Consider the following 22,301-nt stretch of genomic DNA (forward strand, 5'->3'; position numbering starts at 1 on the left):
TTTTAACGGATCAGGGCAGGGGCGCATTCACCGGTTTGGGCTGTTTGCGCCACTGTGAGGTGCGCACGTAGCGGGCCAGTATCCACAGGCCACAGGCAATGGCGGCCAGCACGGCGCACGCGAACAGATTACCCAGCGCTTGCCCGATTCGATAAGGCGTCAAGAACCCCGAAAACAAGATGAACGCTGCATCGAGCGGGGGTTTTATGCTGAGGATCCAGGCCAGGACGGAGGCGGCGTAAATCGGCAGGGAGGCCACGAGGCGCAGGGAGCCAGGCAGTTTGTTCATTGGTCAGGTCTTCCATGAGTCGTTGAGCAGAGCCTGGGATGTTACTTTTTTTCGCTGCCAGTTCATGCGGGTTTAGCGCTTTGCCTGGATTCTGCTGCCGATTGCCCTTAGGATCACGCCTTTTTCAAGGGACTGAAACCATGCCGACCACACGCCTGCACACTGTGTTGCGCGGCGCCGCGCTGCTGTTCGCCGCTGCTGGCCTGAGCGGCTGTATTCATTACGAACACCAGAGCGCCGAAGGCAAACCCGGCGCCGAGGTCGCGACCATCCAACAGTTCGACAAGCATTTGGCGATCACCCGCATCGATGGCGAGTCGACGCTGTTCTGGCTCGGCCGCCAAAACGAATACCGCCTGGGCGCCGGCACCCACAGGCTGCAAGCCACCTGGGCGATCGGCCAGGGCTACAGCGCGCCGCTTGGCAAGACGGTAAACCTGGTCGGCGGGCGTACCTACGGGCTGTACGGCGAAGCATCGATGGACCGTTGGAGCTACGATATTCGTGATATCGAGACGGGCCAAAGCGCTGCTGTGACGGTGCCTTGATGCAGTACGCGCAGGCGGCATAACGAAAACACCGGCGACGCTTTGCAGAGTCGCCGGTTTTTTCATTGGGCGGTCAATGCCTGCAGGAACTGCGTGTGTTTGAGCGTCTGGGAAAACATCGGCAGGGTGAAGTTCTCCGCCGCCTGTTGTTGCTCGTCGGTGAAGGTCGCGGTGCAATCGGTCAGCGTGACCACGTCGTAGCCTTTCTCATACCCGGAGCGCACCGTGCCTTCGACGCAGCAATTGGTGAGGAAACCCGCGACCACCAGATTGTGGATGCCATTGTTGCGCAGCACCAGGTCCAGGCCGGTGGTGGCAAACGCATCCAGCCCGCGCTTGCCTTCTACCAGAATATCGCCGGCCTCGCGGCTTAGCGCATCGGTGATCTCGGCGCCCCAGCTGCCAGCCAGGAACGCACTGCCGTCGGCGACGCCTTTGAGGATGCCATAGGAGCGTGTGGTCAACTCCGGGTAGCCCTCGGCGAACTGGATCGGCATATGAATGATCTTCACGCCGAGCTTGCGCGCCTGTGCCACCGTGGTTGCGGTGTTTGCCAGCATGTCGGTGCTGTGCATGACGCCTTTGACGGCGTCGTGGAACACGCCGCCTTCAGTGGTGAAGTCGTTCTGGTATTCGATCAAAACAAGGGCAGTGGCATGCGGGTTCATGGTTGTTCTCCGATGGGAAGGCCGTAGGTCGTTAATCGTAGATCAGGCGCGAGCGATGGGGGGATTTGTTTGGTAGCGGATGCTGGCCGTGCGGCGGCTGTTGATGCAAGGGCACAATGCAATTAGGATTACGCCTTTTGCCAATCAGGGCGGCGGTTTTTTGTTCGGCAATACCCCTTTCTTCGAATGGGTGTCATGAGGCACTCGTCGAAAACCTATAGAGCCAGGAATAATCAGCAAAGGACGCAGGTGTATGACAAATTTGAACCAGACGAAAATCGACTTCGGCGCACTGCTAGCTCGTGCGGCAAATTTTGTTTTTGGTACGACGTCAAGTCGTTTGATGCTGTTAGGTATCGGTCTTATATCGTTTGGCTGGAAAGATATTTTGTTGTATGCGTTTCAAACAATGATCCTGAAGAAAGCCAGTTCGCCCCCGCCAGGTAGCAGCTTTGGAACGATAGAAATCCTGGGGGTGGCCTTGTTAGTGATGGGGTTGCTTATACCCTTCTACCGTTGGATAACGGCCTACAAAAAGAATCTGCGGGCAGAGAAAGTCAAGTTTAAGGCAGGGCACTTGCGATGGAGTGATGCCAAAATTCAAGACGGCCTGGAACACCTGTATGGTATTAAAGATGCGAATGTTTTGGCAGCGCGCCAAGTGCTGGGTCATAAGACTAATGTGGATAAATTTCTAAAGCTGTTTAAGTATTGTCATAACAATGTTGTCTGGTCTGGTCAGTCGTTTAGTTTGAAAGATCAAAACACAGGGCGTTATCACACAATCGGCTTTGTCTTGTGGCTGGTGTTTCCAATTCATATTGTTTTATGTGGAACCTTGCTAACTGGGATACTTCTTCGTCCCCAGGCTTTTGCTTCTGTTTCGTTCGAGTGGCAGACACTTTTAGCGTTGATGATTCTAGAAACGATAGGGGCCGCTATGTTTTTAATAGACCTATCGCGAATGGGCTCTGCCGTGACTTTCGTGAAAGAATTCTGACGCGAAAATATGCATCCATTGGCCCCTACGACGCAGTTTGGCGCCGTAGGATCGGGCCCTCTTCAAAGGAATGAAACCATGCTTCCGAAATCTATGCGTCTGTGGTGTGTGCTGGCCGTAGTCCTCTCGATCTTTGGGTTCCTGCTCACGGGGTGGAGGGCCTTCGCCGGGCAAGTACCGGTCACGGACCTGGTGAAACCGGTGGTCATGGGCATTATTTTTACCTGGGCGTTTTTCCTGTCGACCAAGGAATAAGGCTACCCCTGGGCGTCGGTGGTTTCCGCCGTTCGTCCATTGCCCGGCACTCTGCAAGGCTGGCTGTCTCTGATCTTTAAGCGCACCGCCGTGCGCCAGACTGGAGAAACAGCATGCACATTGACGAAAAAGCCCCCGGCAACCAATCCCAGCAGGCCGTAACGCGCACCACGGACAACGAAACCGGCCCCGACCCGAAACGCGACGAAGGTCAAATTCCGCTGCCGCCGGAAGACGATGCGCCGCTCGAAGAAGATATGTCGGATGTAGACGCCGCCGATTCGGTCGCGAGTGAGCATCCTGATTCGTGATCGGGTGTTAACCCGGCTCCACAGCGTCTTCGTGCCGGTGTGTGGCGCCGATAAACATGTACATCGCCGGCACCATAAACAGCGTCAGCAGGGTGCCGATGGACAGCCCGGCGAAAATCACCAGGCCCATGTCATGCCGCCCCGCGGCGCCTGCGCCGGACGCCCACACCAACGGCACCACGCCCAGCACCATCGCAGCTGTGGTCATCAGGATCGGTCGCAGGCGTACCGCCGCCGCCTCTTCAATCGCCTCCCGCTTGCTGTGACCGGCGCGCTGCAGCTCGTTGGCGAACTGCACGATCAGGATCCCGTGCTTGGTGATCAACCCCAGCAGCGTCACCAGGCCGACCTGGGTATACACGTTGATGGAGGCAAACCCCATGGTGATAAAGGCCAGCGCGCCAAACAGCGCCGGTGGCACTGAAAACAGGATCACCACCGGGTCGCGGAAACTCTCGAACTGGAAGGCCAGCGCCAGGTAAACGATCAGGATCGAAAACATCAGCAGCCCGAAGAACCCGCCGGATTCCTGCATGAACTGGCGTGATTCGCCGGAAAAGTCCGAGGTATAACCCGATGGCGCTACAGTGCCCAGGATCGTGTTGAGCCTCGCCAGCAGCTCGCCCTGGGCCACGCCACTGACGCCGGCCAGCGTGGCCGAGTTGAGTTGCTGGAAGTGGTTGATCGATTCCGGCTGGGTCGAGGTCTCGATGTGCGCCACCGTGCGTGCCGGGATCATGTCGCCGCTGGGGGTGCGGATGTAGTAGTCGAGGATCTGCTCGGGGTTAAGGCGGTCCACCTGCAGCACCTGGGGAATCACTTTGTACGAACGCCCGGCGGTCGAGAAGTAGTTCACGTAGTTGCCACCCAGCGCGGCCGACAGGGCGGCCCCCATATCGGCTTGGGTCATGCCCAGTGCGGCAATTTTTTCGCGGTCGACCACCAGCCTGGCTTGGGGCTTGTCCAGTTTCAAGTCCATGTCGGCAAACCAGAACAGCTGTTGCTTCTGCGCCTCGGCCATCACCGCTTGGGCCACTTCATTGAGGTTTTCCACCGAGTCGGTGGTGGTGATCACAAACTGCACCGGCAGGCCCTGGGCGCCCGGCAACGACGGCAACGGGAAGGCCGCAATGGTCGCGCCCGGCACCTGGTTCCACTTTTGCTGGAGGTCCAGCACCAGCTCGGCCTGGGAGCGCGTGCGGTCGCCCCACGATTTCAGTAGCACGCCGCCCAGGCCTTGGTTGAGCGCAGGCAGCCCGGTCAGCTGGAACATCTGCGCGTATTCCGCCTCTTTGCTGGCAATCCGGAACGCCTGGTCGGCAATGCGCTCCATCTGCTGGGGCGAGGCGGTCGGCGGGCCTTTGATCTGCATGAACACCAGGCCCTGATCCTCGGTCGGCGACAGCTCGCTCTTGGCGGTCATGCCGCTGGCAGCCACCAGCAGGAACAGTACGAACCCAAACGTCACCAGCACCGGCCAGATGTCCAGGCCGCTGGCGAGCACGCGGTGATAGCGACCGCGCAGCCAGTCAAAGTAACGGTCGAGGCGCTTGGCGAAGCGGCCTTCTTCCTGGCCGGGTTTGAACAGCCGGGAAGTCATCATCGGTGACAGGGTCAACGCCACCACGGCCGAGACGGTAACGGCCCCGGCCAGCGAAAAGCAGAACTCCTTGAACAGTGCCCCGGTGAGCCCGCTGCGCAGGCCGATGGGCACATACGCGGCAATCAATACCACGGTCATCGCGATGATCGGCCCGCCCAGCTCCCGCGCCCCGATCAGTGCCGCCTCCAGCACGCCTTTGCCTTCTTCCTTGATATGCCGGTCGACGTTTTCGACCACGATAATCGCGTCATCCACCACCAGGCCGATGGCCAGGACCAGGGCGAGCAGGGTCAGCAGGTTGATGGAATAGCCCAACAGGTACATGACAAAGAACGTCCCGACCAGCGACAGCGGGATGGCCACCAACGGCACAATCACGGCGCGGAACGAACCGAGGAACAGGTAGATCACCACCGAGACGATAATCATGGCCTCGACCAGGGTCTTCACCACCTCGACGATCGAGGTATTGATGAACGCCGTGGAGTCGTAAACGATGTCGCCGCGCACGCCGCTGGGCAATTGCGATTGCAGCTCCGGGAACGCCTCGCGCACGCTGGTGGCGACCGTCAGGATGTTCGCCGTGGGCGCGACCTTGATGCCGATGAACACCGAGCGCTTGCCGGAAAACGCCACGCTACTGTCGTAGCTTTCGGCGCCGAGGGTGACGGTGGCAACGTCCTCCAGGTGCACCAGGGCATCGCCTTTTTGCTTGATTACCAGCCGCTTGAACTCATCCACCGTGTGCAAATCGGTGCCGGCGGTGAGGTCGACCGTTACCGTTTGCCCACGGGTGGAGCCGACGGCGGACAAGTAGTTGTTGTTCGCCAGAGCGGTGGACACGTCCTGCGCGGTCACGTTGTGCGCCGCCAGCTTGTCCGGGTCCAGCCAGGCACGCAGGGCGAACTGGCGCCCGCCAAGAATCTCGGCGGTTTGCACGCCCTGGATCGAATCGAGCTTGGGCTTGACCACCCGCACCAGGTAATCGGTGATGTTATTGGTGGGCAGCGTGTCGCTGTAGAAGCCCAGGTACATGGCGTCGGTGGTCTGCCCGACCGCCACCGACAGCACCGGCTCCTGGGACTGCGCGGGCAGTTGGTTCTTGACCGAGTTGACCTGGGTATTGATCTCGGTCAGTGCCTTGCTCGCGTCATAGTTCAAGCGCAGCGTGGCGGTGATGGTCGACAGGCCGGTGATGCTCGACGAGGCCAGGTAGTCGATGCCTTGGGCCTGGGCGATGGCGGATTCCAGCGGCTGGGTGATAAAGCCCGCGACCGTGGATGCGTCCGCGCCGTAGTAGGCGGTGGTGATGCTGACCACGGTGTTTTCAGTGCGTGGCCATTGGTTGACCGGCAATTCGAAGATCGAGCGTAGCCCCAGGATCAGGATGAACAGTGAAACGACCACGGCCCAGACCGGTCGTTGAATAAAGGTATCGGTGAGTTTCATGGGACACCCTTAGTGTTCTTGGGGAGTCGGCGCGGGGTCGTTCAGCGGCGCGGCGCTGTTATCGACCTGCACCGGCGAGCCATTTTTCAGCTTCATCTGGCCGCTGGTAATCAACAGGTCGCCTTCCTTCACGCCAGACAGGATGGCGACCTGATCGCCACGGGTCGGCCCGGTCTTGATGAAGCTCTGTTGCGCGGTCAGCACGGCTTCACCCTTGTCGTTTTTCTGTGAGGTTGCGATGAACACCGTGGTGCCGTAGGGGTTATAGGTGACCGCCGTCTGGGGCACGGTGAGGTAGCGCTGCGGCGGGCCGGAGTTGACGACGGCGCGGGCAAACATGCCGGGCACCAGGCTGTGTTTGGGGTTGTCCACGGTGGCTTCGACGGTGACGTTGCGCGTAGTCGAATCGAACTGGGTGTCGATGGTGCTGATACGACCGTTGAAGGTCTGGTTGGCGAGACCTTCGGCCGTCACCCTCACGCTCTGGCCGAGGGCGATGGCTTCCAGCTGGGTCTGGGGCACGGTGAAGTCGATGTAGATGGGATCGAAGGTCTGCAGCGTGGCGATCTTGTCGCCGGGGTTGAGGTACTGGCCGGGGTTGACGCTGGTAATCCCGATGCGCCCGGCAAACGGTGCGCGAATGGTTTTTTCGCCACCAGCGCCCGCTGCTGTTCGGCGGCAGCCAGTTTGGCTTTCAGGTCGGCGGTGTCGGTGTCGACTTGGGCCTGGGACACGGCGTTGACCGCCAATTGTGCCTTGTCGCGCTTGAGGACGATAACCGCGAGGTCCGCCGTGGCCTCCAGTGAGTGCAGTTGCGCAATGTCCGAATCGGCATTCAACTGCACCAGCAGCGCTTGGGCCTCGACTTGCTGCCCGGGCGTGAACCCCAGGGTGCGCACGATGCCGCCGACTTCAGTGGTCACATCCACACCCCTGACCGCCTTCATCGAGCCCACGGCGGACACACTTGGCTGCCAGTCCTCGAACGGCACCTGCAGGGCCGTGACCACGGCGGGCGGCGGGGTGAGTTTGGACTGGGCGATCAGCGCCGATATCTGCACGAACTTCACCCCGGCAATGATCGCAACGATCACCAGGGCCACCACGACCATGATCAGCATCGGCCGCCACAGTCGCCGCTTGCGCGGTGCAGTCGGAGTGGGCGGCAGCGGGGCGGTGGGCGTCATGTCAGCCATGGTTGTCCTCACGGTTGCTGGGGGAGGGCCTGATTTCCTGCCATGACGGCAGGCCGAAGCGGTCAGACTCGCCGGCTGTGGCGGGGTCGACGTCGGTGCGGTTCCACCAACCACCGCCCAGGGCCTGGAACAGCGCGGTGGTGTCGCTGTAGCGTGCGGCCTGGGCTTTTACGCGGCTCAATACGGTGTTCTGGTAGGTCTGTTGCGCGGTGAGCAGATTGATGTAGGCCACCGCGCCAAGGCGGAACTGAGCTTGCACCAGGTCCAGGCTGGCTTTCGCCGAGCGCTCCGCCGCGACCTGTTGGTTGAGCGCATCGGCGTCCGCCTCCAGCGCTCGCAGCGCGTTGGCCACATCCTGGAATGCGCTGATCACCGTGCCACGGTAGCGCGCTGCCGATGCGTCATAGGCGGCCACGGCGGCGCGTTTGCGGTGTTCCAGCGCGCCGGCATCAAAGATCGGTTGCGCGATAGACCCCGCCAGGCTCCACACGCCGCTGCCGGAAGAAAACAACGGGGTGGCGCTCGCCACCGTCGACCCCAGGGACCCGGTAATGCTGAACTGGGGCAACTGATTGGCGACGGCCACGCCGATGTCGGCGCTGGCCTGGTGCAGTTGGGCTTGTGCCGAGCGCACATCGGGGCGCTGGCCGACCAGCGCCGAGGGCAGGCTCACCGGCAGCGCCTGCGGCAGGTGCAGGGAGGCCAGGTTGAAGCGCTCGCCGCGCTCTTGATTGGGGAAACGGCCAAGGTAAGCCATCAACTGGTTGCGTGTCTGCGCCAGTTGCTTTTGCAGCGGCGGCAGGCTGGCGCGGGTTTGCGCCAGGGCGGTCTGTTGCGTGAGCACGTCGGTATCGGCAATCGCGCCCAAACGTCGCTGGGCCTGCAACAGATCGAGCTGGCCGCTTTGCAGGCGGATAATTTCTTCGGTGGCGGCCACTTGGTCACGCAGGGACGCCAGGCTGACAGCGGTATTGACTACGTTGGCGGTCAAGGTGAGGTAGGTCGCCTCCAGCTGGAAACGCTGGTACTCGGCTTGCGCCGTGGTGGACTCGATTTGCCGGCGCGTACCGCCGAATACGTCAGGGGCATAGGACACGCTGAGCGACGCCGAACTGACGGTCAGAATCGGCGACTGTGCAAGGCCCGAAGTGGCGCCGGAGACCTTCTCGCGGGTTTTCTGCAGAGTGCCGCTGACCGAGGGAAACAACGCAGCCTGGTCGGCATACACCTGCTCATTGGCCTGGCGCAATGACGCTTGCGCGGCACTCACGTCCGGGTTGGCGCGCAGGGCTTCTTCCACCAGGGCATTGAGGGTCGGTGAACGGAACAACGCCCACCATTGCCCGGGGATATCCATCCCGGCGATCAACTGCTGCGCCGCGCCCCCGGCGTCGATGTCGGCCTGGGCGGTAGTGGTCAGTGTGTCTTGAGCGTAGTCGGCATTCGCGGGCACCTCGGGGCGTACGAAATCAGGCCCGACGGTACAGCCGGCGAGGGCGCTGCATAACAGGCCCAGAAGGGCGATGAGGCGTGAAGGCCGTGAACGTGCGCAGGTGCGCACGCCCTGTTGTGGTCCCGATGCAAGCTGCCGAGGCTGCTCTGTCATAGCCACTCGATTAGAGATCGTTGTTAACGTTCTGGTTGAGCAATAAGCGTCTGTGCATCAGCCCTGCACTCGCTGATGGCTGCGGCCACGTGAACGTTAATTCAAGAGTCGGATTACCGCCAATAGAGGAAAGCTTTATCGCGGCCGGTTGTGCGGGGCCTGGGGCTATGTGGATCGGGTACTTGTCTGTCTCCCGGGGCGCCACACTTGAGCTCATTCAGAGGATCGATCTGCTTGAGGTGCCGATAACTCCCTGATGCCAAAGGAGATGGCTGGTCGCGTCGGAAGATCTTGAGTATCAACTTTGAAACATCCTTGTACATTTTATTGACGTCATCAAATTGCCATCCTAAGATCGCCGCCCATTGGTGGCATCGTGCCACATAGAGGGATCTAGAAATGTGGCGTTCGGTACGTCGGACCAGGCTCAGCCTGCTGTCCGCTTTTTTTGCCTGGGCACGACCGTTATGGCCCAAGGCGCGCCCGTGCAGAACACGCCAGGCGTTACCGACCTGATCCGTGACCGCCAGGATCGCTTGCTCGAAGAGCAACAACGTCGCCTCGAAGAACTCAAGGACCTGCCCGGCAAAGCCGCTGCCCCGGCCAAACCGGCAGCGCCGGTCGAGACCCGCTGCTTCCCGATCAAAACCATCGAACTCGCCGGCGCCGACGCGTTGTCCGAAGGCGAGCGCGCCGACCTGCTCAAGCCTTATATCGGTCAGTGCCTCGGCGTGCCGCAGCTTAATGAGGTGCTCAAGGTCATCACCGACCACTACCTGGCCAAGGGGCTGGTCACCAGCCGTGCCTACTTGCCGCAACAGGACCTCTCCAGCGGCAACCTGAAGGTGCAGGTGGTCGAAGGCCGCCTGGAAGGGATGAAGGGCGCGCAGGGCAGCGGTATCACCGACCGTCAGCTGTTCATGAGCTTCCCCGGCAAACCGGGCGACCTGCTCAACCTGCGCGAAATCGAGCAAATGGTCGACCAGCTCAACCGCTTGCCCTCCAACCAGGCCCAGATGGAATTGGCCCCCGGCCAAGCAGTCGGCGGCAGCGACGTGCTGGTCAAAAACACCCCGCAAAAGCCTTGGCGCGTCGGCCTCTCGCGTCATAACGGCGGCCAGCGCAGCACCGGCGAGCAGCAGTGGGGCGCCAGCCTGGATTGGGATAACCCCCTCGGCCTGGCCGACCAGCTTTCCCTGCGCGGAGCCACGATGCGGTCAGCGACCACCAGAAAACGTCACGCAACTCGATGCTCAATTACAACCTGCCGTTCGGCTGGTGGAACCTCAATTACAGCTACAGCGAAACCGAATACCGCGCCCTGGCCCAGGCCAGCGGTTTCAACTTCAAGCAGTCCGGCGACAGCCAGAGCCACCAGTTGCGCCTGGAGCGTGTGATCCACCGTGACGCGCTGAGCAAAACCTCGCTGAGCACCGGTGTGGCCTACCTGCGCACCAACAACTTCGTCGAAGACAGCAAGCTCGCCCTCAGCAGCAACCGCCTCAGCGAAGCGCAGTTCGGCATCAACCACGGGCGGCGGATTGGCGGCTCGTTCCTCAACATCGACCTCGGCATGCAAGACGGCATCGGCGCGTTCGACGCCCAGGCCAACCACAACCCAGGCCCCGGTCAGCCCGATGCGCGCTACCGCAAATACAGCGCCACGCTGAGCTACCTGTACCCGTTCAAGCTGTGGGGCGAGTCGTTCAGTTTCAGCAGTTTGATGACCGGCCAGCGCAGCGAAGACGTGCTGTTCAGCTCGCAGCGCCTGAGCCTGGGCGGGCAGTCCTCGATTCGCGGCTACAAGGACCAGAGCCTGGCCGGCGACAGCGGCGGCTACTGGCGCAACGACCTGCGCTGGAGCCGCCCGGTGACCTGGGCCTGGCTGCAACCGGTGTTCAGCGAATACGGCACCAGCCTCGGCTACGACCAGGGCGTGATCCGCCGCGACCGCTACAACGGCGAGCTGCACGGGCGCATGACCAGCAACGCCGTGGAGCTGTTTGCGCGTAGCCAGAACGTCGCCGCCACGGTGACCTTCGCACATTCGTTGGAGCGACCGGGGCCGATCACTGAACGTGAAGCGCCGGTGTATTTCCGCCTGGATTTCTTTCTTTAAATTTTTACCGCCCTCGGGCATCGAGACATGACATGGACGTTAGCCAGTTCGCCTTCCTTGCGCGCCAGCCTTCTGCAACCCTGAAAAACCGCTCGACCTTTCTGGGGTTGCCCAAGCGCGGGTTGGCGTTGGTATTGGCCAACGCGATGTTCTGGCAGCCATTGCTGGCGCAGGCGGACGGGATTGTGGTCAGTGCGCCGAGCACCAGCCTGGGCCAGGCGGCGAACGGCGTGCCCATCGTCAATATCGCTGCGCCCAACGGCAGCGGGCTGTCGCATAACCAGTTCCAGGATTACAACGTCGGCGCGAATGGGGTCATCCTCAACAACGCCACCAGCCGCACCCAATCCACCCAGCTGGGCGGAATCATCCTCGGCAACCAGAACCTCAAAGGCACCGCCGCGAGTGTGATCCTCAACGAGGTCAACGGCGGCAGCCCCAGCCAGCTGCGTGGCTACACCGAAGTGGCGGGGCAGTCGGCGCATGTGATCGTGGCCAACCCGTACGGCATCACCTGCAACGGCTGTGGGTTTATCAATACCCCGCAGGCCACGCTGACCACCGGTAAAGCGGTGATCGAAAACGGCCAGGTCAACCGTTACCAGGTCGACGGAGGCAGCGTCGCCATCGAAGGCGCCGGCCTGAACGCGAGCAACATCGATCAATTCGAAATCATCACCCGCGCCACCACCATCAACGCGCAGATCCAGGCGAAAAAACTCACCATCGTCGCCGGTCGCAACGATGTGGATGCACGCACCTTGACCGCCACCGCACGGGCGGCGGACGGCAGCACGGCGCCTGACCTGGCGATTGACTCGTCGGCGCTGGGCGGCATGTACGTGGGCGCGGTCAAGCTGGTGGGCACCGAAGCCGGGGTTGGCGTACGGCTGTCCGGCGACATGGTGGCAGGCGGTGATATCCAGATTGATGCCGGCGGTAACGTGGTCATGGGCCAGGTGTCCGCCGGCAGTGCAGTGACCGTCAAGGCGGCCAGTGTGGAGGCCAAAGGTGCGGTCTACGCCGGTACCGATTTGTCGATCAAAACCCAAGGCGCATTGACCAGCCAACAGACCCTGGCGGCCAAGGACAGCATCGCGCTGGACGCCGGCGGACGGTTGACCAACAACGGGATTATCGAAGCCGGCGTTAACCCCGATAACACCCGCAATGCCCAAGGCACCGTCGCGCTGACCGCCCGTGACTTGACCAATACCGGTAGCGTGGTTGCAAGCCGTGCGCTGACGGTCACCGCCGAACAGGCCCTGGATAACCAGGGCGGCACACTCAGTGGCGTGCAAACCATCGTCAACGCCGGTCAGCTTGATAACCGCGCTGGCCGCGTGCAGGGCACGGACTCGCTGAAGGTGAATGCCACCGACGTGGACAACCGCGCCAAGGGCGTGATGCACAGCGATAACCACGCCAACATCGACATTGCCGGCGCACTGCAGAACCAGAGTGGCCGGGTCATCGGTCTCAACAATTTAACCCTCAACGCGGGCCAGCTGACCAATGACAACGGCTTGGTTGCCAGCCAGCAACAGGCGCAAGTAAACGCCGGGGCACTGAGCAACCGAGTGGGTGAAATCTCGGCCAGCCAGACCACGATTGTCGCCACGACCCTGGACAATCGTTCAGGCAAATTGCTCGGCAGTAACCTCAACGTGACCGCCAGCGGGACCATCGATAATCGGCTGGGGATTTTTTCCGCGACCAGCCTGCTGACCTTGCACGCCGGCAGCCTGGACAACAGCGACAAGGGCAATGTCACCAGCCAAGGCGACTTGACCGCTACCGTGATCGGGCTGCTGGATAACCACAACGAGGGCAACCTGATCAGTGAGGGCAGCCAGCACCTGGTGGTTGGCCAACTGAACAACAACCAGGCCGGGATGGTATCCAGCAAGGCCGCGCTGACACTGCACGGCGATACCCTGACAAACCAGGGCGGGCTGGTGATTGCCGACGGGGCGTTGACCTTGACCGGCGGCAGTTTTGACAACAGCCAGAAGGGCGTTATCAGTGGCAAGGCGGATGCCCGTGTGGCATTGGCCAGCCTGGATAATCGCAATGGCGGCCGGCTGAGCAGCGATGGCCAGTTGAACCTGAGCGCCGATCAGGTCGACAACGGCGCCGGGCGCATCAGCGCCAAGGGTGATCTGCACGCGACGGTCGGCGTGCTTGATCAGCAAGCGGGCGAGCTGATCAGCGAGGGCGGCCTGACCCTCACCGGCACGCAACTGGATAACCGCAACGGCGGGCTGGTGGCCGCCACGGGCGGAGTGAACCTTAACAGTCAACGCATCTTCAACCAGCAAGGCGAGATCTCCAGCCAGGCCAATGTGCTGCTGGTGGCCGATCAACTGAATAACAGCGCCGGCAAGGTGATTGGCGACGCGGGTCTGGAGCTGACGGTGCAGCGCCTGCTCAACCAGAGCAAGGGCCTGTTGGCCGGGCGCGAAGGGCTGACACTCAACGGCGGCAGCCTGGACAACAGCCAGGGCGGGCGTCTCACCAGCCAGAAAGACCTGGCGGTGAGCCTGTCGGGCGACTTGCTCAACCAGGGGCAGGGCACGTTGGTCAGTGAAGGCCAGCTTACCGTCAAGGCGCAGGCGTTGGACAACAGCCAGGGCGGCATTCTGTCTGCCGCGAATGCATTGGCGGTGACGACCCAAGGGGCGCTGAACAATCAGGCCGGCAAGGTATTGGCCGACGGCACCATCAATCTCACCAGTGCGGCCCTGACCAACAGCCAGGCCGGTGTGATCAGCGCCAAGCAGCAGATTGATCTGCGCAGCACCGCGCTCGATAACAGCCAGCAAGGCAGCATCAGCAGCGACTCCGGTATCACCCTCAACGCCGGTCAAGTCGACAACAGCCAGCAAGGCTCGATCTTTGCCAAGTCCACGCTCAAGGCGACCCTGACCGGGTTGGACCAGCACGATCGCGGTGAACTGGTCAGCCACAGCAACATTGACCTGGACCTGAGCCAGGGCGCCCTAGTCAACCGCGACCGTGGGTTGATTGCCACGCCCGGCCAGTTGCTGCTGCGTAACTTGGGCAGCGTCGACAACAGCCTGGGCGGGGAAATTTCCAGCCAGCAGTCATTCCTGATAGAGGCTGACTCGCTGAACAACCGCAGCGGCAGAATCATCAGTGGCGATAGCCTGCAGGTGCGCATTGCCAGGGCTCTGGACAACAGTGTGCAAGGCGTGGTGTCGGCAAACAGCGCTTTGCAGGTGCACGCCGATAGCCTCGACAACCAGGCCGGTGGGGCGCTGGCCAGTCGCGGCATGCTGGGCTTGAACGTCACCGGCCTGTTGAACAACAGCAACCAGGGCCGGATCACGGCGGCGACCGTGCTGAACACCACCGCCGGTGCGCTGAACAACAGTGATAAAGGCAGCCTCTGGGCCGCCAACCAACAGACCCTCAGCACCGGCACGCTGGATAACCACCAGGGCGGGCAACTGGCCAGTGACGGCGAGTTGATCCTCACCGCTGACGACGTAAATAACCGCGGTGGTTTGATCAGCAGTCTGGGTGACCTCAGCCTGTCCGGCCAGACACTCGACTCCAGCCAGGATGGCGAAGTGTCCGCCAAGGGCGACTTGAAACTGACCGTGCAGCAATTGATCCAGCGTCAGGGGCGTTTGATCGGTGAGCGCGCGGTGGCGCTTGACCTGCAAGGCGGCAACCTGGACAACACGGGCGGGCTGATCAGCGCCAAGGGGCCGCTGACCTTGGCCGGGCTGAACGAACTGACCAACCGCAGTCAGGGCGAAATCTCCAGCCAGACGGCCTTCACCGTGAAGGCCCAGCGCATTGATAACAGCGACGGTGGGGTCATTCTCAGCACCGACCAATTGCAGCTGGACGCCCAGTCGATCGTGAACGCAGACAAGGGTTTGCTGTCGGGCTGGAACGGGCTGGTGGTTGCCGGGGGGAGCCTGGACAACAGCAGCCAGGGCACCTTGTCGAGCAAGAGTGGCACCTTGCAGACCCGCCTTACCGGCGCGCTGGATAACCATGGCGCGGGCGCGCTGGTGAGCGAGGGCAACCAAAGCATCCGTGCGGCCAGCCTGAACAATGATCAGGGCGTGGTATCTGGCCAGGGCGATGTAACCCTCACAGTGGACGGCCTGCTGGACAACAGCCACGGCGGGTTGATCTCGGCCGGCGGACGGGTGGATTTCAATAACGCTCAGAGCGATATCCTCAACCGTGGCGGTCAGATCAATGCCGCCAGCATCACGTTGATCGGGCAGCGCCTGGATAACACCGCCGGGCAGTTGACCAGTGCCGGGGCCTTGGAAGGCACACTCAGCGGCGCGCTGATCAACGCCAACAACGCCCGCCTGGCCAGCGCAGGGGCACTGGTGCTGAACGCGGCCAGCCTGGATAACCGCAGTGGGCAACTGGTGAGTCAGGACCGGCTCGACCTGACCCTGGCCAATGGCGACCTGGATAACCGCGAAAAAGGCACGATAGCCAGCCAGAATGACTTGGTCCTCAAGCTGTTGGCCGGCGACATCCATAACCAACAGGACGGGTTGATCTTCAGCCAGAAGGGGCGACTCGACCTGGCTGCCCGCCACCTGAATAACCAGCAGGGTTCGCTGCAAAGCCAGGCCGACAACTTTTTGCGCCTGAGTGGCGCGTTGAACAATCAGGGCGGGCGAGTCGACAGCAGTGGCGGCAACCTGGACCTGCAAACGGCGAGTGTCGCCAACGGCAACGGCGGTGTGCTTAACAGCGCCAAGGGCTGGACCAAGCTGGTCACGGGGTTGTTTGACAACGCTGGCGGCATCACCCAGGCGCAGTCGCTGAATATCGAGGCCACGGGCGGGCTGCTGAACCAGATGGGTCACCTGTCGGCCCTGGGCGGTGAAAACCGTATTGTCACCAGCGTGTTGAATAACCAGGGCGGCGGTGTGTACGCCGATACGTTGCTCAAGGTCACGGCCCAGGATTTCAATAATCAGGGCTCGGCTGCCGGTAACGGCGGCAAGGTCGGCGCGCGGGTCATCGATTTCGGGCTGACGGGCACCCTGAGCAATCGCTTCGGCCTGGTAGAGAGTGATGACACGCTGCACATTGGCGCCCAGGCCATCAACAACGTCGGCGGGACCCTGCGGGCCATGGGCCGTACCGGCACCACCGACATCAGCACCTCGGGGCTGTTCGATAACCGCTTCGGCACGCTGGAAAGCGCCAATGAACAGCTGACCCTGCAAGCCGGCGCCCTGGACAACAATGGGGGTCGTTTCGTCCATACCGGCAACGGTAAATTCGACCTGACGTCCGATCAGGTCACCCGCGCCGGCGGCAGCTTTGTCACCAACGGCCAACTGGATATCAAGGCTGCGAGCTGGACCAACAGCAGCGTGATCCAGGCCGGGCGCCTGAACCTTGATATCGGCCAGTTCACCCAGACCGCCAGCGGGCAGTTGCTGGGCTCACAAAGCCTGACCGGCACCGGGGATACCTGGACCAACGAGGGCTTGCTGGCCAGCGACGGCACGCTGAACCTCACGCTTAGCGGCGGCTACAGCGGCAATGGGCGCGTCAGCAGCGTCGGCGGTATGACCCTCACCAGCGCACGCATGGACCTGGGCGATAACGCCAGCATCGCGGGTGGCGGGCTGACCCAGATCAACAGCACCACCCTGAACAACCGTGGGCGCGTGACAGCCCTCGGTGACCTCACGGTCAATGCCACCACGCTGAACAATTACGGGACCTTGGGCGGCGCCGAAAAGTCCGGTTGAACGCCACCCATTTACTCAATGACAGGGGGCTGATTTTCAGCGGCAGTGATATGACCCTGCGGGTCAATGACTTCAGCAACCGCTACGGCGACGTCTACAGCCTGGGTGGCCTGGACATTGCCAGGGATGACGCGAGCGGGCGCAGCAGTCTGGTTGAGAACGTCTCCGGCAGCCTGGAAAGCGCCGGCGACATGCGCTTGCTGACGGACGCCCTGAGTAACCGTCGCGACCAGTTCAGTACGGAAAAGAAACTGGTGTCGGGCAACATCAACATCTATTCGAACGACGGTTGCAAAGGCAAAGGCTGCGAGCTGTATTTCACCTCCGTAGAGAAGTATGAGGATGTCATCACCGGCAGTTCGGCGTCGGCATTTATCACTGCCGGTGGTGAGCTGACTGTGGGCAGCCGTACCGTCGATAACCTCTACAGCTCGATGTCGGCCGCCAAAAACATCCTGATCAATACCGATGTGCTGACCAACCGCGGCGCTGCCGGAGGTGAGGAGCGCCATCTGAACTCGGGCTTGTACACCCGTGATCGGGGCATCTACAGCACGTTCATGAACCGCCAGAGCCAGTTCAATACGGTGAATAACCCCAACTCGGGGGCTTATCGCCCGGGTGAGATAAACATGGCCCAGGTCATGGCGGGGGTCGGCAACTTCTATGAAACCAGTACCTATGTGGTGCCCACGACCGGCAGTGTGATCGCGCAAGCAGTGATCCAGGCGGCGGGCCAGGTCACCGTCAACGCCACCACGAAAATCGACAACAGCGTCATTCGCCCCAACGCCACCGACATCAACACCCCGGCGCAGAACCGCAACACCAACTCCGATGTGTTTGCCTCCACGGTAAAACCGGCGATTACCACGCAACTGCCGCCTGACCTGGCGCAGCGCCAGGTCAACCCGGTGACATTGCCGGGCTTCACCTTGCCTGTCGGGCAGAACGGCCTGTTTCGTCTGAGCGGCCAGCAGGGCAAGGCCGGTGTCGCCGGCAACGGCGTGACGGGGAACGCCGGATTGAGTATCGACGGGCGCCAGATCACATCACGCGACCGTGAACAGGCGCTGGATTACAGCGCCGTGCAAGAACGTGGTTTCAGCGTGGACGGTCAACCGCTCGCCGGCTCGGTCAACGGTCAAGGGCCGTCCGCCCTGGATACCCGAGGCGTTTCGATCCCGCGTGTACGGGGCCTGCCTGAGATTGCGGCGGTCGATAACCAGCATAAATACATGATCGAGACCAACCCGGCGCTGACTGATCTCAAGCAGTTCATGAGTTCCGATTACCTGCTCGACAAGCTCGGTGTGACTCCAGATCAATCCAACCGGCGCCTGGGCGATGGCCTGTACGAGCAACGCCTGATTCGCGAAGCCGTGGTGGCGCGCACCGGCCAGCGCTATATCGATGGCATCACCAGCGACGACGCGCTGTACCGATACCTGATGGACAACGCCATTGCCTATAAGGACTCGTTGAACCTGCAGCTGGGTGTGTCGTTGACCGCAGAGCAGGTTGCCGCGCTGACCCACGATATCGTTTGGATGGAGGAGGCCGAGGTCAACGGCCAGAAAGTCCTGACCCCCGTGCTGTATCTCGCCAACGCCAACAACCGCCTGGCGCCCAACGGAGCGTTGATCCAGGGCCAGGATGTGAACTTGATCAGCGGTGGCGACCTGCACAACAGCGGGACCCTGCGCGCAACCAACAACCTGAGCCTGACGGCCAACAACATCGATAACAGTGGGCTGATCCAAGCCGGTAATCGCCTGGAGATGCTGGCCACCGACTCGATCCGCAACACCCGGGGCGGGATCGTGACGGGGCGCGATATCAACGCCACCGCCTTGACCGGCGACATTATCAACGAACGCACCGTCACCACCTTCAAGCGTGAGGGCGACGGTTACCAACTGCGCGACGATGTGGTCAGCGAAGGTTCGCGCTTTGAAGCGACCGACACCTTGACGCTCAGCGCCATGCGTGACGTGCAGAACATCGGGAGCACCTTGAAGGCCGGTGGCAATGCCTCCATCGCGGCGGGACGCGACGTGGTCATCGCCAGCCAGGTCGAGCAGGACGATTACGCCTACCAGCGCCGCCGGGTCAGCGGCACCGAACAAACCATTGTGCAGCATGCCTCGGCGGTGGAGTCGGGCGCAGACCTGACCATTGATGCGCGACGCGATGTTTCGGTTGTCGCAAGCCGGGTCAGCGCCGCGAAAGACCTGAGTGTCGAGGCCGGTGAAAGCCTGACCGTGGCAGCTGCGGCCAATGAGGAACATGAATATTCCAAGGGCAAAAAGGGCAAGACCAAAACCACCACCCAATCGGATGAGGTGACCCAGCAAGGCGCGGAACTGAGCGCGGGTGGGGACCTGATTGCGGTGGCGGGTACTGATGTGACGCTGATCGCCAGCAAGATCAGTGCGGGCAATGACGCTTACATCAACGCCGGTAACGCGCTGAATGTGCTCGCTGCGCAGAACAGCAGTTATTCGCTGTACGACATGAGCAAAAAAGGCGGTTGGGGCAGCAGTAAAACCCAGCGCGATGAAGTCACGGATGTGACCCATGTAGGCACCGAGATCAAAGCCGGCGCCAACCTGACGCTGGAAAGTGGCGGCGATCAGCGTTATCAGGCGGCCAAGCTTGAGAGTGGCCAGGACCTGGCGATCATCAGCGACGGTGCGGTGACGTTCGAGGCGGTAAAAGACCTGCATCAGGAGAGTCACCAGAAGAGCAAGGACAGCATGGCCTGGACCTCCATGTCCGGCAAAGGCAAAACCGACGAAACCCTGCGTCAGACCCAGATGAAGGCGCAAGGCGAGCTGGTCATCAAAGCCGTCGATGGCTTGAAAATCGACATCAAGCACGTCGACCAACAAACCGTGCACCAGGTGATCAACAGCATGGTTGCCGCTGACCCGCAATTGGCGTGGCTGGCAGAGGCGGAAAAACGCGGTGATGTGGATTGGCGCCGCGTCGAGGAAATTCACACCAGCTTCAAGTATTCCCATTCGGGCCTTGGCCCGGCCGCGCAGGTGGTACTGGCGATCGCGCTGGCGGTGGTAACCGGCGGTGCGGGCCTGGGTGCCGGCATGGTGGGCGCAGGCGCCGGGACATTTGCCGGCGGGTTTGCCGATGCGGTGCTGGCTGCCGTGATGAATAACGCGGCCAATAGCGTGATCAGCAACAAAGGCAACCTGGGCGCCACGTTCAAAGACATCACCAGCAAAGACGCAATGAAAGGCTATGTCGTCTCTGGGATGATGGGCGGCATCGGTGGCGCAATGGGCTATGACCCGACCACCTTGGGTTTTGACTGGAACAGCGTAGGCCAGGTCGTTCTCAAGACCGGTGCCGAAACGATCGTCCAGACCGCGTTCAATGGCGGCAGCCTGGGCGATAACTTCGCCAACAACCTGTTGGGTTCGGTGATCAACATTGCCGGGGCCGTGGCGGCCAATCAGATCGGCAACACCACCCTGGTTGACGGTAGCCCCACCAAGATCGCAGCGCATGCGCTGCTGGGTGGCTTGAAGTCGATGGCCATGGGCGGCGACTTCCAGACCGGCGCCCTGGCAGGCGGTGCCAACGAAGCACTGGTGCAATACCTCGCAGAGTTGGTGCTGCCGGACAACTACGACCCGAATCGGCCTGGCAACCAGCAGGCGCAGGTCAACTTGATGGCGATGTCGCAGCTGATGGGTGTGCTGGCTGCCGTGGTCACCGGAGGCGACCCGGAAATCGCGGCCAACATCGCGGCCAACGCCACTCAGTACAACTACCTGAGCCATTCGGATCTGGAGCGGGCATCCAAGGAGCTGCTGGGTTGCGGTAACGACACAACCTGTGCGGAAGATGGTTACGCGAAATATCACAACCTGAGCATGGAGCAAACCGCCCGGGCCCTGATTGAATGCGGCAACGACCCGAAGACCTGCGCCAATGTGTCGATGCTCGTCGCGAAAGCCGAGGCGGATACCGCTCGATTCAAGAGCATGGCTGACAGTGCCTCGCCTGCCGTAGCAAAAGTGCTTAATCTGCTGATCGCGGAAAACTACGGCTTTCAGAATGACTTGGCCGGGGTCACCGCAGGGCACTCGGCGGAAGCGGTTGCTGATGTTCTGGTGCAGAAATTCGGCATCACGCCGGAGCGTGCAGCAGCGTTTGTCGCTGGCGTGGTGTTGACCGTTGCGGCGATCAACGCGGCAAAAGGTGGTGGCGGTCCAAAAGCACCTGCCCAGATCGACAGTCCGCCCGTGAAGAATGGATGGAAGGTTGGTGATGATGTTTATAATCAAACGGCTAAAGGTAACGACCCTTCTTGGTCTGCTGTCCGGGCTAGGTTTTGGAAAAACGAGGCATCTGCTCCCGATGCTGCGAGTACATATGGATCAGAGAACCTTGATCGAATGAGTAAAGGGCTCGCACCGCAGCGATATAATGCGGATAAAGGTGGAGTTGAGTCTATGGAGTTGAGTCACGAACCCATTCCTGCTCGGGATGGAGGGAAAGACTTTGTTCCTCGTTGGCCGCAAGATCACGCCGCTGTCGATCCTTACCGAAAGCCAGGATATTGATAAATGACGGAAACACTGTCTTCAATTTTTCAGCGGACTCGAGGGGCTCCTATTGAAGTTGCTGAGGGGCTTGCGCACCCGATTTTTCAAAAAAAGATTAGGGCAGGCCGAAGCAGATTCTTGGCTCGAAGGTTGAAATCATCTAAACAGCTGGTGTCTGGACTGCGTTTAAAAGTGGTAAAGGGCGAGCTAGAAGTAAATAACCAGCGTCACTCTGAAATAATTTTATGGTCTGATACTAGCCCGGAGTCAGTTTTTTTACGGTGGTGTCCAAAAAAGCTTGCGAACTAAAGGTCTGGAATGTATGGCGTGTGAACGATATCGTGCAGGCTTGGGTTGGGAACGCAGGAATTGTAATAAGTGAGGAGGGTTGCATAACAAAATTGGAGTGTAGTGGCGGTACTGAGGTAGTCGACTTTTCTACTTTGGTTTTCCAGATCGAGTCGATTGATTAATATTCACTACTCGGCACAAAAGCAACTCCATCAGGTTTGGTTTCAGGAGAAACTGGAGTTGTAGGTACTGGTAAAGCTGCGGCTAATGATGCGAGTTTTACACCAACATCCACATCAGGATGGACGAGTATCTCGAGTGACGCTCGCGCTGTGGTCCGGGACGTCGAGAATCATTCAGGTGTGCCGATGTCCTCTAACCAGCGCACGCAACTCGCAGAGGAGTTGCGTCAGGTGGATCACACTTATGTCGCGTCCAGAAGCGACTATCAAGCCTTACAGCGTGAATACAATAGCCAGCGAAATAATCTCAAGCGTGAGTGGGAGTTGAATACTGGTTTGAAATGGCCCAAGACGGAGAGTGGTGTGGATTTCCAAGCGCACCATGTGATACCACAGCAGTATGGTGGACCTAACCAATGGTGGAATTTGCATCCGG

Annotated in this window: 10 protein-coding genes and 2 pseudogenes; 7 read left to right on the top strand and 5 right to left on the bottom strand. The window is 60.9% G+C overall.

Features of this window, described 5'->3' with window-relative positions:
• Nucleotides 1-10: 10 nt before the first annotated feature.
• The gene (locus tag LRS56_10595) at nt 11-289 is read right to left on the bottom strand and encodes a hypothetical protein (protein WDU64865.1); all 279 of its coding nucleotides are present in this window, start codon (nt 287-289) and stop codon (nt 11-13) included.
• A 140-nt stretch (nt 290-429) separates the two neighbouring features.
• Here LRS56_10595 and LRS56_10600 point away from each other — a divergent pair, with 140 nt between their 5' ends.
• Nucleotides 430-837: a hypothetical protein gene (locus tag LRS56_10600; GenBank protein WDU64866.1), complete on the top strand. Its 408-nt coding sequence runs from the start codon at nt 430-432 to the stop codon at nt 835-837.
• Between the two features lie 62 nt (nt 838-899).
• On the opposite strand, the gene LRS56_10605 is transcribed toward LRS56_10600, so the two are convergent.
• Nucleotides 900-1,505, bottom strand: a complete 606-nt coding sequence (locus LRS56_10605) for a cysteine hydrolase (GenBank protein ID WDU64867.1) — start codon at nt 1,503-1,505, stop codon at nt 900-902.
• A gap of 253 nt (nt 1,506-1,758) precedes the next feature.
• Here LRS56_10605 and LRS56_10610 point away from each other — a divergent pair, with 253 nt between their 5' ends.
• The 3 genes from LRS56_10610 to LRS56_10620 all read left to right on the top strand — a co-directional run bounded on the left by LRS56_10610 (nt 1,759) and on the right by LRS56_10620 (nt 3,071).
• The gene (locus LRS56_10610) at nt 1,759-2,505 is read left to right on the top strand and encodes a hypothetical protein (GenBank protein WDU64868.1); all 747 of its coding nucleotides are present in this window, start codon (nt 1,759-1,761) and stop codon (nt 2,503-2,505) included.
• A gap of 78 nt (nt 2,506-2,583) precedes the next feature.
• Nucleotides 2,584-2,760 (top strand): hypothetical protein, encoded by a 177-nt coding sequence (locus LRS56_10615; GenBank protein WDU64869.1) that lies wholly within the window; start codon nt 2,584-2,586, stop codon nt 2,758-2,760.
• A 113-nt stretch (nt 2,761-2,873) separates the two neighbouring features.
• Nucleotides 2,874-3,071 (top strand): hypothetical protein, encoded by a 198-nt coding sequence (locus LRS56_10620; protein ID WDU64870.1) that lies wholly within the window; start codon nt 2,874-2,876, stop codon nt 3,069-3,071.
• 7 nt (nt 3,072-3,078) lie between these two features.
• Here LRS56_10620 and LRS56_10625 read toward each other — a convergent pair whose 3' ends face one another.
• The 3 genes and pseudogenes from LRS56_10625 to LRS56_10635 form a co-directional block, all read right to left on the bottom strand.
• On the bottom strand, nt 3,079-6,123 hold the full coding sequence (locus LRS56_10625) for an efflux RND transporter permease subunit (GenBank protein WDU64871.1): 3,045 nt from the start codon (nt 6,121-6,123) through the stop codon (nt 3,079-3,081).
• A 9-nt stretch (nt 6,124-6,132) separates the two neighbouring features.
• Nucleotides 6,133-7,244: pseudogene (locus tag LRS56_10630) on the bottom strand (efflux RND transporter periplasmic adaptor subunit).
• 67 nt (nt 7,245-7,311) lie between these two features.
• On the bottom strand, nt 7,312-8,880 hold the full coding sequence (locus tag LRS56_10635) for an efflux transporter outer membrane subunit (GenBank protein WDU64872.1): 1,569 nt from the start codon (nt 8,878-8,880) through the stop codon (nt 7,312-7,314).
• 512 nt (nt 8,881-9,392) lie between these two features.
• Between LRS56_10635 and LRS56_10640 the strand changes: the two are divergent.
• The 3 genes and pseudogenes from LRS56_10640 (at nt 9,393) to LRS56_10650 (ending at nt 21,410) form a co-directional block, all read left to right on the top strand.
• A pseudogene (locus LRS56_10640) lies at nt 9,393-11,044 on the top strand (ShlB/FhaC/HecB family hemolysin secretion/activation protein).
• Between the two features lie 32 nt (nt 11,045-11,076).
• A complete protein-coding gene (locus tag LRS56_10645) occupies nt 11,077-16,818 on the top strand; it encodes a filamentous hemagglutinin N-terminal domain-containing protein (protein ID WDU64873.1) in 5,742 nt (1,913 codons plus the stop codon).
• Nucleotides 16,815-21,410 (top strand): DUF637 domain-containing protein, encoded by a 4,596-nt coding sequence (locus LRS56_10650; protein WDU64874.1) that lies wholly within the window; start codon nt 16,815-16,817, stop codon nt 21,408-21,410. Before LRS56_10645 ends, LRS56_10650 begins: the two co-directional genes overlap by 4 nt.
• Nucleotides 21,411-22,301: the final 891 nt, after the last annotated feature.

Origin of the sequence: Pseudomonas poae (genome assembly GCA_028869255.1) — a bacterium.
GTDB classification, from domain to species: Bacteria; Pseudomonadota; Gammaproteobacteria; order Pseudomonadales; family Pseudomonadaceae; genus Aquipseudomonas; species Aquipseudomonas poae_C.